Source organism: Dyella sp. OK584, assembly GCF_057787755.1.
In genome coordinates, this window is record NZ_CM173542.1 from 1,347,633 (window position 1) to 1,361,632 (window position 14,000).

A 14,000-nucleotide genomic window follows, 5' to 3' on the forward strand; every position below is an offset into this window, starting at 1 on the left:
CGCTACTTCTTTTCAGGTTCGGCGTTGGCGCGCGGATCGTAGCCGGTCATCAAAGGCTGGCCAGCAGGTGGCAGGCTCCGCAGGCGCGTAACGTCCGGGGCCTTCACCGCACCGCCGCGATTACCCCAGCTGGAGCGCGCGAAGGTGAGCAGTTCGGCGATCTGCTGATCGCTCAGTCGATCGCGAAAAGCGGGCATGCTGAACTGCGTCGGCGCAATGCGGCCGGCAGGCATGGTCCCGCCGTGCAGCACCAGGCGGATCGCCGAATCCGCATGGCTGCCATTGAGCACCGGGTTGCCAGCCAGCGCGGGGAAGACCTGTCCATAGCCATGGCCGTCCGTGCGGTGACAGGTGGCGCAGTTATCGACGTAGAGCTGGGCACCCGTCGCGCTGACATTGCCGCTGGCCAGCGCGGTTCGGGTCGCCTGGTCGTAGCTCAATGCATTCTCCTGGCGCGCCGCCGGTAGCGATTTGAGGAAATGCGCGATGGCGGTCAGATCCTCGTCGCTCATGTACTGGGTGCTGTGTTCGATCACATCGGCCATGCCGCCGAACACGGCACTGCGTTCACTGCGGCCGGTCTTGAGCAGGGCAATGAGTTCTTCCTGGCTGACGCCACCCAATCCGCTGGCCAGCTCGCCGCGCAAGCTGGGTGCGGTCCAGTTGTCGCTCTCACCACCGCTCAGGTAGGCCGTGCCGTCGCTGGGGCTGAGCGCCTTTTCTCGCAGCGTGAACGCGCGTGGCGTATGGCAGGCGCCGCAGTGACCCAGTCCTTCGACCAGGTATTGGCCGCGAGCCATCGCGGCATCGCCCGTTGATGCGGTTTCCACCGGCGCTACCGGCGGCGCGAACATCCACCGCCAATAAGTGAGCGGCCAACGCATCGACAGTGGCCAATGGATGCCCTCGGGGCGATTGGCCTGTTCCACCGGCGCCACGCTGTGCATGAGATATGCGTACAACGCCTGGACATCCTGGTCACTCACCTTCGCGTACGAGGGATAGGGCATGGCCGGATACAGCGTATGACCCGCCGCATTGATACCGCGTCGCACGGCGCGCTCGAACTGGCCATACGTGTAGTTGCCGATGCCCGTCTTGGGATCGGGTGTGATGTTGGTGCTGTAGATGGTGCCGATCGGCGAGGCAATCGGCAGCCCGCCCGCAAACGGCTTGCCGCCGGGCGCGGTGTGGCATGCCGCGCAATCGCCGAGCCGAGAGACGTACTCGCCCTGTTGGATCTGTTCCGCCGTAGCCGCGGGCGCCGTGGCGGACGCATCGCCACCGCCACCACGGAACAGGTGCGTGATGCCCCACGCCAGCAGCACCAGCACGACCAACATCACGATGAGGCGGACCAGACCGCTACCACCCTGTCGACGCCGGGCTACGGTGTTCATGTCTGCACCAGGGGGCCGGGGTTCTTGAGATAGGCTTCGCGGATAGCCTTGGCCGACATATAGGTGAGCCCGCCGATGAGGCCAGTGGGGTTGTAGCCGAGGTTCTGCGGAAACGCCGAGGCGCCGGTGACGAACACGTTGTGCACGTCCCAGCTCTGCTGGAAGCGATTGAGCGCGCTGGTGTTCGGGTCAGCACCCTGGATCACGCCGCCGGTGGTGTGCGTGGTCTGGTACTGGCGCGTGTCGTAGTGGTCACCGGGTTTGCGAATGGTCTGCGATGTCTGGCGCGGCTTCATCTGATCGGCGATTTCCTGTGCACGGTCAGTGAGGAAACGCGTCATCTTGTATTCGTTGTCGTGCCAGTCGAACGTCAGGCGCAACAGCGGCTGGCCCAGGTGATCCTTGTAGGTTGGATCGAGATCGAGATAGCGGTCGCGATACGCCATCACCGAACCATGCGTGCCCACGAAGGTGGTGTGCAGGTAGCTTTCTTTGGCGGCGCGCTTCCACTTCTCGCCCCAGGCTGGCGTGCCCGGTGGCACGACCAATTGCTGGATGGGCCGACCACCCGTCTGGCCGCCGAGGATGTAACCGCCGCCGATGAAGCCATGTAACCCGTGGTCGAAATGGTCGGAGTTGTACTCGTCGACGATCTGGTTGCCGCCCGAGCCCGCGCCGATGAAAGGATTGATCGCCACGTCCTTGTCGTAGAAGAGCGAGATGCTGCTCATCATCTGGTACGCGTAGTTCTTGCCGATCACACCCTTGCCGGTGTTGGGGTCGTAGGGTGTGCCGATGCCAGACAACAGCATCAGTCGCACGTTGTGCATCTGGAACGCGGCAACGATCACCAGGTCTGCCGGCTGTTCCACCTGCTGGCCCTGCGCATCGATGTAAGTGACGCCGGTCGCACGCTTGCCGGTGTTGTCGAGATTGACGCGCGTGACGTGGCTTTGCGTGCGCAACGCAAAGTTGGGCTTGCGCATCAGCACCGGCAGGATCGTGGTCTGCGGCGACGCCTTGGAATACATGAAGCAGCCGAAACGCTCGCAGTAACCGCAGAGGTTGCACGGCCCGAGCCTGACGCCATGCGGGTTGGTGTACGGCCGCGACGCGTTGGACGAAGGCTGCGGAAACGGCTTGTAGCCGCGTGCACGCGCCGCGTCCGCAAACAGCTTTGCGCCATAGTTGTCGGCCACCGGCGGGTTGGGATATTCGCGCTTGCGCAACCCTTCGAATGGATTGCCGCCGTCCTTGATCTCGCCGTTGAGGTTGCCGGCGCGACCCGACGTGCCGCACAGGTATTCGAACTGGTCGAGGAACGGCTCGAGCTCGTCGTAGCCCACGCCGTAGTCCTGGATCTGCATGTCATCGGGCATGAACTTCGCGCCATAGCGTTTGCTGATATGGCTATGGAACTCCAGATCTTCCGGCGAGGGGCGGTAATGCTGGCCATTCCAGTGAATGCCCGCGCCGCCCACGTTATTGCCAAGCAGAAACGAGCCGTATTGCCGATAGGGCGCCGCCGTCTCGTTGAGGTTGTGGCGGATGGTGATGGTTTCGTTGGCCAGCGGCTGAAACAGCCTGCCGCGAATGCCATAGGCCAGTTCGTCGGCATTGTGCGGATAGGTGAAGTCGGGTGATGTGTCGCGATAGCTGCCGCGTTCCAGCGCCAGCACGTTCAAGCCAGCTTCGGTGAGTTCCATGCCCATGATCGCGCCGGTCCAGCCGAAGCCGACGATCACCACGTCGACCGGTTTCATGCGAATCATGTCTTGTCTCCGTCGATGGACGCGGGGCCAAACGGATAGACCTTGCCGGGCTGCTCGATCCAGTCGGCATAGTCGGCGCGTGCGCCGGGAAAGCCGATCATTTTCCACGCGGCCATGTGCTTGTTGCCGCCATACATCGGGTCGGCGAAATAGCCTTCCTTGGTATTGGTCAGCAGTTGCGTGAAAAACGCGGGGGCCGGCAACTGGTCGAGTTTGATCTCGCCCTTCTCAAGCTGATGCAACACTGCGTCACGCTCGTCGGGCGAGAGCGCGGCGAACTTCTTGCTGTGCTGCTTCTGGCACCAGTCGTCGATCGCGGCGATGGCGGTGCGGTAGAGGTCGCGTGGCGTGAAACGCAGCTGATAGCCCAGCGTCGGCGGCGTGTCGGGTGCGAAGGGACCCTGCATGTACCAGTAGCCGCCGTGGCCGTAGGTGTCCTCCATCTGGCGGTCGATGAACTCTGGCACGCCCGCTTCCACGGCGCCCGGCCCATCCTCGTTGGAAGGAATCAGCCGGTCGACCGCCGCTTGCAGGAATTCCCATTCCGGCGCGGTGAAATACCGGGGCGAGTACGCCGGTCTTGCGGTCGCTGCCACACCGCCCTGAGACTGCGCGAGGGCAGACGATCCCAGCAGGCTCACCGCCGGTACGGCCATCATCGACTGTCGCAGAAAGTCCCGTCGCGACGGCGAACTGGGTTTGTTCGACATGGCATCCCTCGAGGCGATCGAGTAGAGAGCGGTTATAAATGCTGGCGCTCTGCGTGGATGTAAAACGTGAAAGTTTGAAGACAGCGCCGCACGTCGCCGCTGCTTTCATAGTCCAGTCCACCCGTGGCATGGCGCCAGGCGCTTGAACGCCTCATGGGAACGCACCCAGTGCGCAACCGTCGGGTCACGAGATGCCGCTCCGCCAGCTTGCCGCGTACGGGTGGCGCTCCTACATAATGGGGCGCGACAGATTACGGGGTCTTGCATGGACACTTCCCGCGAGCAGCGCCAGTTGCGCCTCTCCATCCTGGTGACGTTCCTGGTCGGCGCCGCGTGCGTCGCCGTGGGCCTGCTGATGCATTCGCAGGCCATCGCCTTCGATGGTTTCTATTCGCTGGTGGATGTGGTGCTCACCGCCGGCTCATTGTTGGTGTCGCATCTGCTGTCCAGCGAAGGCAGTCGCCGTTTTCAGTTCGGCTACTGGCACCTGGAGCCGCTGATGGTGGTGTTCAACGCCACCGTGCTCACCATCATCTGCAGCTATGCCGCATTCACGGCCCTGCACGATCTGCTTGCCGGCGGTCACGAACTCGCGTTCGGCTTCGGTGCTGCCTGGGCGGCATTCATGGGTGTGGTCAGCATGGGCATGACCATCATCATGCGTCGTCAGGCGAACGCATTGGGGTCGGTGCTGTTGCAGCTGGATGCACGCGGATGGCTGATCGGCGCCTGCATCAGCATCGCGGTGCTGGTGGGCTTTGCGTTGGCGGCGCTGATCGAGGGCGGCCCGCTGGATCATTGGACCCGCTATATCGATTCCGCCATCCTGCTGCTGCTCATCGTGGCGCTGTTGCCGCTGCCGCTGAGCAGCCTTTGGCAGGCGCTGCGCGAAGTGTTGCAGCTGGCACCCGACGCGCTGGACCAGCGCGTGCGCACCGTGATGGACGCCCTGGTGCGTGAGCGCGGCTATCTCGAGTTTGCGAGCTACGTCGCCAAGATCGGCCGCATGCGCTTCATCGACATCCATATCCTGGTGGAGCCTTCACGGCCACTGGGCACCATGAGCGAAGTGGATGAAGTGCGCAGCGACATCGCGCGCCGGGTGGGCAGCGATATCCGCGTGGAATGGCTCACCATCACGTTCACCAGCAAGCACGAATGGATGTAGCGAGATCCACTGTAGGAGCGCACCCTGTGCGCGACCGCAGGGCTACGTTGTGACCGCATCGCAGGCTTGTCGCGCACTGGGTGCGCTCCTACAGACACGCGAACGTCATCCGCGTTTCTGCAACCAGTCGCCAAGCTGCTTCAATACCTGGCTGCGCGAAGGCTCCGCCTCGTTGAACAGCTCGTGGTACAGCGCATCGAAGTAACGCGTGGTCAGATGCTTGCCTGCCCACGAGGCGGCAGCGAAGTCACGGCTGCCCGATGGATCCACCAGTTTGTCCGCGCCCGCCACCAATAGCAGGGTGGGAATGGACAGCTGTGCTGCGTCGCGGATGGTGGTTTCGCCGACACGGAAGATGAAGTCGGCCACGCGTGGCGTTATCCAGCCGTGTCGCAGCGGGTCGGCGCGATAGGCCGGCTCCACTTGCAGGTCGTGCGAGAGCTTGTCGAACGGCAATCCATTGGGCAGCGGCAGATTGGGCAGCACGCGACTGACCATGCCGGCCAGGCGCTGGCGCCAGACGGGCTCCCAGGTGCGAAGGGCGGGCGAGGAAAGCACCATCGCCGGCGGCCGGATACGCCGGTCCAGCACGCAGCGCGCCGCCACCAGGCCGCCCATGCTGTGGCCGAGCAGCAGCGGCAACCGGGGCAGGGACGAGGCGTAGTCGTTGTAGACCGTGGCCAGATCCTCAAGCAGGTCGTCGGCGTGACTCAAGCCCCCGCGCACTCCGGCCGTGCGGCCGTGGCCACGCTGGTCATAGCTGCGCACGGCATAGCCGCGGGTGTGGAACCACTGCGCGAGCCGTTCGTAGCGCCCGCTGTGTTCGCCCAGTCCATGCACGATCAGCACCGCATCCTGGGCACGCGCATGCGGCCAGTCGCGCACGAAAAGTGCCTGCTCATCGGCCATGGCCAGGAGATGGTGGCCGTCGTTGCGGTGGTCGCCAGGGTGGTTCACTACGCGCTCTCGTCGGGAAAGGTGAGGATTCTGCAACAAGCGGAACCGGTATGGTTGTCCGCCGGTGGAAAACCAGAAGGGAGCGGCATGACCGCTCCCTTCCATGGCACGACGGTTAGGTCGGCCCTGACCGTTACAGGTCGGCGCGGAATTCCACGCCGATGATGCGCGGGTCGTTCACGAACGCGGTGCGGTTGTTGAAGTCGATCGCACCGGTGATGTACTGCTTGTTCGTGATGTTGCGGCCGTACAGGGCGATTTCGCGCTTGCCGTAATTCCAGTTGTAACCCACGCGCAAACCACCTTCGGCCACCGGCTTGCTGCGGAACTCCGTCGAGTCATACAGGAAGAAGTTCACTTCGCTGCGGTAGCTCCAGTCGGTGTAGATGAAGAACTCGCCGCTCTCGCCGTACGGAATGCCGTAGCGTGCAGTGAGGTTGCCGATCCACTTGGGCGCGTTGGGCAGCGGGTTGCCGTTGACCAGCGCATTGCCCTGCGCATTGAGCGGGTCGAGCACCGTGCAGCCGGAACCGCAGATGGCCACCGCGAGGTTCGGATCCTTCAGCTCCGTGTGGTTGTAGCTGCCGCCGGCGGTGAGCACGAAGTTCGGCGTGAGGTAAGCCTCCATGTCGAACTCGGCACCGTAACCCTGCGTCTTGGCCGCGTTGATCAGGCGCGTGACGTTGATGTCGCCGCCCACCGCGGTGAGCTGCTGGTTGTGCATGTTGTAGTCGTACACGTCCGCGTTGAAGCGCAGGCGGTTGTTCATGCTGGTGGTCTTGATGCCCAGCTCGTACGAGGTGATCGTCTCGGGCTTGGCCTGCGAGATGAAGTCGGCGAACAGCACGCGACCCTGCACGCTCGGTGCGCGGAAGCCGTTGGCGATGCGGCCGTACACGTTGACGTTCGGGTTGAGCGTCCAGGTGCCGGTGAGGTCGCCGCTCCAGCGTGAGTCATGCGGGTTCGCGCTGAGCGACAGCGGGCCACCGCCGATCGGCGACAGGATGCGGTCCACGTGGAAATCGCGCGAGTCGTGCGAGTAACGCGTACCGGCGCGCACGTCGAAGTCGTCGGTGAGGTGGTAGTCGACCGACCCGAAACCCGCCCACGCACGCGTGGTCTGGCTCTGCTGCGCATAGCCGTCGAGCGCGTGATTGTTGAGTGTCGCGTAGTCGAAGTTGCTGATCGCGATATTTTCGTAGAAGTAGTACGCGCCCACCTGCCAGTTCAGGCGATCCTGCTGGTTGCTGGCGAGGCGGAATTCCTGGGTGATCTGGCGATCATGCGGTAGTGCGTCGGCCGTTTCGACCGGGAACGCCGTCTTTGCCTTGTCCTGGCTCGGGTTGAGCGGAATGGCGATGCCGCCGTCCACGTCGCCCAGGCTGTATGTGTCAGCCTTTTCGAAACCGGTGATCGAGGTGAAGGTGTAGTCACCGAGGTTCCAGGTGAGGTGCGCGTTGCTGCCCCAGCTGAACAGGTGCTGCTTGTTGCGGCCATCCTGCAAGACGGTATCGCGGCTGAAACCCGGCACCAGGCTGTCGCTGCCGAGTGGGATGGCGTTCCCGCGATTGACTTCCGCCGTGCCATCCAGCCAACGCGCATGGGCGTTGAGCAGCGCGCTGAAGCCGTCGTTCTCATAGAGTGCCTGCAGACGCAGGGCGCGGTCGTTGTAACCGCCCAGCGCGTCCTTCTTGTCGGTGTAGTCGTTGTCGATCCAGCCGTCGCGATGCTGCGCCAGCACCGACACGCGGCCCGACCAGTGCGAGCTGAGCGCGCCGCCCAGTGCTGCCTCGGCGTTGGCCGTGCCCTTGCTGCCGTACGAAACGCGCGCGTAGCCGCTGGTGTCCTGGCTCGGCTTGACCGAATCGAACTTGATCACGCCGGCCGGCGAGTTGCGGCCGAACATGGTGCCTTGCGGACCGCGCAGCACTTCCACCTGGTTGAGGTCGAACAGCGGGAAGCCCTTCAGGATCGGGTTCTCCTGCACGATGTCGTCGTAAACCATCGACACCGGCTGCGATGCATTGAGGTCGAAGTCGCTGTTGCCCAGACCGCGGATGTAGAAGCGCGGGAACTCGCGGCCATACGACGTTTCGGCGTACACACTGGGTGCGCGCGAAGCGAGCTGCAGCACGGTGTCGCCCGACTGGCCGTAGTTGTCCAGCTGCGCAGCCGTCAACACGGTCATCGAAATCGGCACCTTCTGCAGGTTCTCGACGCGCTTTTCAGCAGTCACGTTCACTGTCGCAAGTTCCACCGGCTTGCTGTTCTGCGCTTTGGCAGGGGCGGTCGGTGAGGTGGTGTCCTGAGCGTGGACGGTGGAAGCAGCCCCCATGGCCAAGGCGCTGGCAATGGAAAGGGCAAGCACGGCAAGGCGCGTCGGGCTGGCGGCGGTCATTGGAAAGTCCCCGGGATAATGGAAGGCAACTGGCGCCGTAAGAACATACCTAAACGAACGGCGGCGTAACGCTATTGTCATTGAAAGAGGCGGCTGACAAAAGCGCATTTTCCTGCAATGCGTTGCCAAAACGTCCCGTCGCCCCCATCTTGGAGCGGTCGCCCGGGCGCGCCAGCCAGGCCTAAGTCCATGCCATTGCACGATTTTCATCCTGCCGTCGCGGCCTGGTTCCAGGGCGCCTTCGCTGCGCCCACGGCGCCGCAAAAAGCTGCCTGGCCATCCATACGGTCGGGCCGGCACACCCTGGTGGCGGCGCCGACCGGCTCCGGCAAGACGCTCACGGCCTTTCTCTCCGCCATTGATACGCTGGTGCGCGAGGGCGTGGCCAACGGCGGCGCGCTACCGGATGTCACCACCGTCGTCTACGTGTCGCCGCTGAAGGCACTGTCCAACGACATCCGCATCAACCTGGAAGCCCCGCTGGAGGGCATCCGCGCGGAACTGGCAAAACTGGGCTTGCCCGACGTGGACATCCGGACGGCTGTTCGCACCGGCGACACGCCGCAGGCCGAACGAACCGTGATGCGCAAGCAACCGCCGCACATTCTGGTGACGACGCCCGAGTCGCTGTACATCCTGCTCGGTTCCGAATCGGGACGCCGCATGCTGTCGGGCACGCGCACGGTCATCGTCGATGAAATCCATGCGCTCGCATCCAGCAAGCGCGGCGCGCACCTGGCGCTTTCGCTGGAGCGGCTGGAATCTCTGTGCCAGCGTCGGTTGTTGCGCATCGGTCTTTCCGCCACGCAGAAGCCAATCGAAGAAGTAGCGAAGTTCCTTGTCGGTGCGCACGCTTGTCTCCCTCTCCCCTTTGGGGAGAGGGTTGGGGTGAGCCACCTAAAGGTGGTAAAGGGCCAATCTAGCGAAGGCACCTCTTCAAAGCGTGCATTGAAAGACGCCCTCGCAAGCACCCGCCCCTCATCCGTCCCTTCGGGCCACCTTCTCCCCGAAGGGGAGAAGGGTCAGGTTGTCATCATAGACACCGGCCACACGCGCCAGCGCGACCTCGCCATCGAAGTGCCACCGGTACCGCTGGAAGCGGTGATGTCCAACGAATGCTGGGAGCTGGTCTACAACCGCCTCGCCCAGCTGGTGGAAACGCATCGCACCACACTGGTGTTCGTCAACACACGCCGCATGGCCGAGCGCGTAGCACGGCACCTTTCCGAACGCCTCGGCAAGGAAGCCGTGGCCGCGCATCACGGCAGTCTCGCCAAGGAGCAGCGCCTCGATGCGGAGCAGCGACTCAAGCGCGGTGCGCTTTCCGTGCTGGTCGCTACCGCCTCGCTGGAACTTGGCATCGACATCGGCGATGTGGACCTGGTGTGCCAACTTGGTTCGCCGCGTTCCATTGCCGCCTTTTTGCAGCGCGCCGGCCGCTCGGGTCATGCGGTGGATGGCACGCCCAAGGCACGCCTGTTTCCCGCCACGCGCGACGACCTGGTCGAGTGCACGGCCTTGCTCGATTGCGTACGCCGCAACGAGCTGGACACATTGATCCAGCCGCCGCAGCCGCTGGATGTGCTGGCGCAGCAGATCGTGGCCGAGGTGGCTTGCCAGGACTGGGATGAGGACGCGCTGTACGACATGCTGCGCCGCGCGCATCCCTATCGTGATCTCACCCGCGAGCAATTCGACGCCACCGTGCGCATGCTGGCCGATGGCTTCACCACTCGACGAGGTGCGCGTGCGGCCTACATTCATCGCGATGCCGTGCATCGCCAACTGCGCGCACGACGTGGCGCGCGGCTGACAGCAGTGACGTCCGGCGGCGCCATTCCCGACACCGCCGACTATCTCGTGGTACTCGAACCGCAGGCCACCATCATCGGCACGGTGAACGAGGACTTTGCGGTGGAAAGCCTCGCGGGTGACGTATTCCAGCTGGGTAATACCAGCTACCGCATCCTGCGCGTGGAGCGCGATCGTCTGCGCGTGGAAGATGCGCAGGGCGTGCCACCGAACATTCCGTTCTGGCTGGGCGAAGCACCTGGCCGCACGGCTGAGTTGTCCCACGGTGTGTCGCGCCTGCGCGAAGAAATTGCTGTTCGTCTGGACGAGGGCGGCGCAAGCGCGGTGATGCACTGGCTGATGCACACGCTGGGCCTGAGCGAGTCGGCGGCGCAGCAACTGGCCGATTACATGGCCGCCGCGAAAGCCGCCCTTGGCGTGCTGCCAACGCAGGGCACGCTGGTGTTCGAGCGATTCTTCGACGAATCGGGCGGCACGCAGCTCATCATCCACACACCCTGGGGCAGCCGCATCAATCGCGCATGGGGTCTGGCGTTGCGCAAGCGGTTCTGCCGCCAGTTCAACTTCGAGCTGCAGGCGGCAGCGACCGAAGACGCCATCGTGCTGTCGCTCTCCACCAGTCACAGCTTCCCGCTGGAAGAAGTGGCGCACTACCTGCATTCCAGCTCGGCAGAGCACGTGCTGGTGCAAGCGCTGCTCGATGCGCCACTGTTCCCAGTGCGCTGGCGCTGGAACGCCACCACCTCGCTCGCGCTGCCGCGTTTCCAGGGCGGGCGCAAGGTGCCGCCGCAACTGCAGCGCATGAAGAGCGAGGACTTGTTGGCCGCAGTGTTCCCTGACCAGGTGGCCTGTCTCGAGAACATCGTGGGCGAGCGTGAGATTCCCGATCACCCGCTGGTTAACCAGACCCTGCACGATTGTTTGCGTGAGGCGATGGATATCGATGGGCTGTTGCACATCCTGCGTGGCCTGGAGGACGGTTCGATCACCGTCGTGGCACGCGACCTTGCCGCGCCCAGCCCGCTGGCCAGCGAGGTGCTTAATGCGGCGCCCTACGCTTATCTCGACGACGCGCCGCTGGAAGAGCGCCGCACGCAAGCGGTGCAATCGCGGCGCTGGACCAATGCCGATAGCGCGGACGATCTTGGGCGCCTCGATCAAGACGCCATCGCCGCCGTGCGCGAAGAAGCGTGGCCGCAAGTGCGCAGCGCCGACGAAATGCATGAGGCGCTTGGCATGCTCGGTGGCATCACGCAGCGCGAAGCCGACACCAACGAAGGCTGGACCGACTGGTTGAAATCACTGACCGAATCTCATCGCGCCACGCTCCTAACTCCCTCTCCCCTCCGGGGAGAGGGCCGGGGTGAGGGGCAGGGCTCGCTCCAGTCCCTGTGGATAGCCGCCGAAAAACTCCCCCAATGGCAAGCCATTCACCCGGATGCCACCCTGCAGCCGCCCATTTCCGCACCACCGGAATACGCCGCACAAACGTGGACCCGCGAAGACTCCCTGCTTGAACTCGTGCGCGGTCGCCTTACCGGCCTCGGTCCGGTCACCGTTGCGCAACTCGCCGCATCGCTGCAGGTGCCTGCCTCCGACATCGACCTCGCGTTACTGCGCCTGCAATCGGAAGGCTACGTGATGCAGGGCCACTTCACCCCGGGCCACGCCGATATCGAGTGGTGCGAGCGACACCTGCTCGCGCGCATTCACCGCTATACCATCGGTCGCCTGCGTCGTGAGATCGAGCCGGTCAGTCGGCGCGACCTGATGCGCTTCCTGTTTGAATGGCAGCACGTCGCGCCGGGCTCACGCCTGAGTGGCCCGGACGCGCTGCCAGCCGTGCTCACCCAACTGGAAGGTTTCGAAGCGGCCGCCAACGCGTGGGAAGCGGAGCTTCTACCGGCGCGCATCGACGATTACGCGATCAGCTGGCTGGACGATCTTTGCCGCGCGGGTCGCATCAGCTGGAGTCGGTTGCGAACGGGCAGCGGTGGCGGAGGTGGCCCGGTGCGCGCCACGCCCATCGTGCTGTTGCCGCGACGAAGCCTGTCGATATGGACGGGCGCGGCCGTCGCCGAAGGCAACGCGCAGGAAATGCTTGTGTCCTCGCGCGCCCAGGCGGTGCTGGATGTATTGCGCAACGAAGGCGCGTTGTTCTTCGATGAGCTGCTGTCCGCCGCGCACCTGCTGCGTACCGAACTGGAAGACGCGCTCGGAGAACTCGTGGCAGCCGGTCGCATTACCGCCGACAGCTTCGCCGGCCTGCGTGCCTTGCTGGTGCCGGCCGCCAAGCGCGATGCACATCGCCATCGCCGCTTGCGCCGTCACATGCTCACCGGCATCGAGGACGCGGGCCGCTGGTCACTCGTGCGCACGCCCAGTTCCTTCTCCCCACCGGGGAGAAGGTGGCCCGAAGGGTCGGATGAGCCCCCTGAAGGGGGTAAAGGGCGGGTGCCCGCGAAATCGTCCGCTATCGCGACCGCCAAAGACCCCGACACCCTCGAGCACATCGCCCGAAGCCTCCTGCGCCGCTACGGCGTCGTGTTCTGGAAACTGCTGGAACGCGAAGCCCCCTGGCTGCCCAGTTGGCGCGAACTGCTGCGCGTCTATCACCGGCTGGAAGCTCGCGGCGAAATCCGCGGTGGTCGCTTCGTCGAAGGTCTGGTCGGCGAGCAGTTCGCGCTACCGGAAGCCATTGCTCGATTGCGTGCCGTACGCCAGCTTGAACCACAAGGCGAACTCGTGTGCCTGAGCGGATCGGACCCGCTCAATCTCGTAGGAACGGTGCTGGTCGGCAACAAGCTGCCCGCCGTGATCGGCACGCGCGTGCTGTATGAGGACGGTATGGCGGTGGCCGCGCTGATCGCCGGAAAACCGCAATGGCTGCTGGATGCGACGACGGCGCAACAACAGCGGTGGCGCAATGCACTGCTTCGTCGTGCCGAGCATGACGGCATGCACGCAGACGCGCATGCCGCGGATTATTCGCTGTAGTCGGCGATATACGCCAACAGCCCGTCACGCGCCCGAAACTCGCTGCGCCCGTTCAACGTAATCGATTGCCCGGCTCGCACCCCGTTGGGCAGGTCCACCGCAAACGTACCGTCGAACAGGATGTGTGTCGTGGCCGTGCCTTCACGCTCCTCATAAGCAAGCAGAAGCTGGTGGCGCGCTGAGAACAAATAGCGCGAACTCTCCGCCAGGTGGCGCAGCTCGTCGACGCCTTGCGTTCGCACGCTCAGCACGCCCGCCGTATAGTTTTCGAAGACCACCTCGCGATGCATCGTCGCCAGCATGCCGTCGACATCCATGCGGTTATAGGCAGCCAGATAACGTTCAATCAGCTCGCGCATGGCGCATCCTTCTGCAGTGGGGCGCCAGCAAAGTGGCGCAGCGGGTGAAAGTCTACGTTACCCGCGCCGCCAAGCCGACACCCGCCCCGCAACCCTCCCGCCGCCGAAGGTCGACGCCCTCCCCCGACACCGTTACCATGATCGCCCCACGCCCGGCACCAATCGCCGGCACAGCATGGGCCTATAGCTCAACGGTTAGAGCAGGGGACTCATAATCCCTTGGTTCCAGGTTCGAATCCTGGTGGGCCCACCATTTCTCTGTAGCGGACTGCTGAGTTTGTGCGGGTAACCATAGTTTGGCCACTTTGGCCAAACTATGCGACTCGCAACCATAGTTTGGCCACGCCCCGGACAGGGCTGGACCACAGCCGGGAAAGGGCGGCCCGGCGACGGTCGATGATATGCTTGACATCTATTAATTCCGACC

The 14,000-nt window shown here is 64.2% G+C and carries 8 protein-coding genes and 1 tRNA gene; 3 read left to right on the plus strand and 6 right to left on the minus strand.

All coding sequences use genetic code 11. From position 1 onward, the window contains the following. Positions 1-2 precede the first annotated feature (2 nt). From AC3CBN_RS06010 to AC3CBN_RS06020, 3 genes are read right to left on the minus strand one after another with little or no spacing between them, the layout of a single operon-like run. Positions 3-1,400, minus strand: coding sequence for a c-type cytochrome (locus AC3CBN_RS06010; RefSeq protein WP_488635910.1), 1,398 nt, complete (start codon positions 1,398-1,400; stop codon positions 3-5). Then, the gene (locus AC3CBN_RS06015; protein WP_488635911.1) at positions 1,397-3,172 is read right to left on the minus strand and encodes a GMC family oxidoreductase; all 1,776 of its coding nucleotides are present in this window, start codon (positions 3,170-3,172) and stop codon (positions 1,397-1,399) included. Before AC3CBN_RS06015 ends, AC3CBN_RS06010 begins: the two co-directional genes overlap by 4 nt. Further along, positions 3,169-3,882 (minus strand): gluconate 2-dehydrogenase subunit 3 family protein, encoded by a 714-nt coding sequence (locus AC3CBN_RS06020; RefSeq protein WP_488635912.1) that lies wholly within the window; start codon positions 3,880-3,882, stop codon positions 3,169-3,171. The genes AC3CBN_RS06015 and AC3CBN_RS06020 overlap by 4 nt, the downstream gene beginning before the upstream one ends. Before the next feature lie 265 nt (positions 3,883-4,147). Between AC3CBN_RS06020 and AC3CBN_RS06025 the strand changes: the two genes are divergently transcribed. Further along, the gene (locus AC3CBN_RS06025) at positions 4,148-5,050 is read left to right on the plus strand and encodes a cation diffusion facilitator family transporter (RefSeq protein ID WP_488635913.1); all 903 of its coding nucleotides are present in this window, start codon (positions 4,148-4,150) and stop codon (positions 5,048-5,050) included. 105 nt (positions 5,051-5,155) lie between these two features. On the opposite strand, the gene AC3CBN_RS06030 is transcribed toward AC3CBN_RS06025, so the two are convergent. Both AC3CBN_RS06030 and AC3CBN_RS06035 read right to left on the minus strand, forming a co-directional pair. Next, a complete protein-coding gene (locus AC3CBN_RS06030) occupies positions 5,156-6,007 on the minus strand; it encodes an alpha/beta hydrolase (RefSeq protein WP_488635914.1) in 852 nt (283 codons plus the stop codon). Positions 6,008-6,140: 133 nt separating this feature from the next. Beyond that, entirely contained in the window at positions 6,141-8,405 is a 2,265-nt protein-coding gene (locus AC3CBN_RS06035) for a TonB-dependent receptor (protein ID WP_488635915.1), read from the minus strand. A 189-nt stretch (positions 8,406-8,594) separates the two neighbouring features. On the opposite strand from AC3CBN_RS06035, the gene AC3CBN_RS06040 reads away from it, so the two are divergent. Then, entirely contained in the window at positions 8,595-13,214 is a 4,620-nt protein-coding gene (locus AC3CBN_RS06040) for a DEAD/DEAH box helicase (protein WP_488635916.1), read from the plus strand. Here the strand turns inward: AC3CBN_RS06040 and AC3CBN_RS06045 are convergent. Further along, positions 13,202-13,573: a nuclear transport factor 2 family protein gene (locus AC3CBN_RS06045; RefSeq protein ID WP_488635917.1), complete on the minus strand. Its 372-nt coding sequence runs from the start codon at positions 13,571-13,573 to the stop codon at positions 13,202-13,204. The genes AC3CBN_RS06040 and AC3CBN_RS06045 overlap by 13 nt on opposite strands. Before the next feature lie 177 nt (positions 13,574-13,750). On the opposite strand from AC3CBN_RS06045, the gene AC3CBN_RS06050 reads away from it, so the two are divergent. Next, positions 13,751-13,826, plus strand: a tRNA-Ile gene (locus AC3CBN_RS06050). Positions 13,827-14,000: the final 174 nt, after the last annotated feature.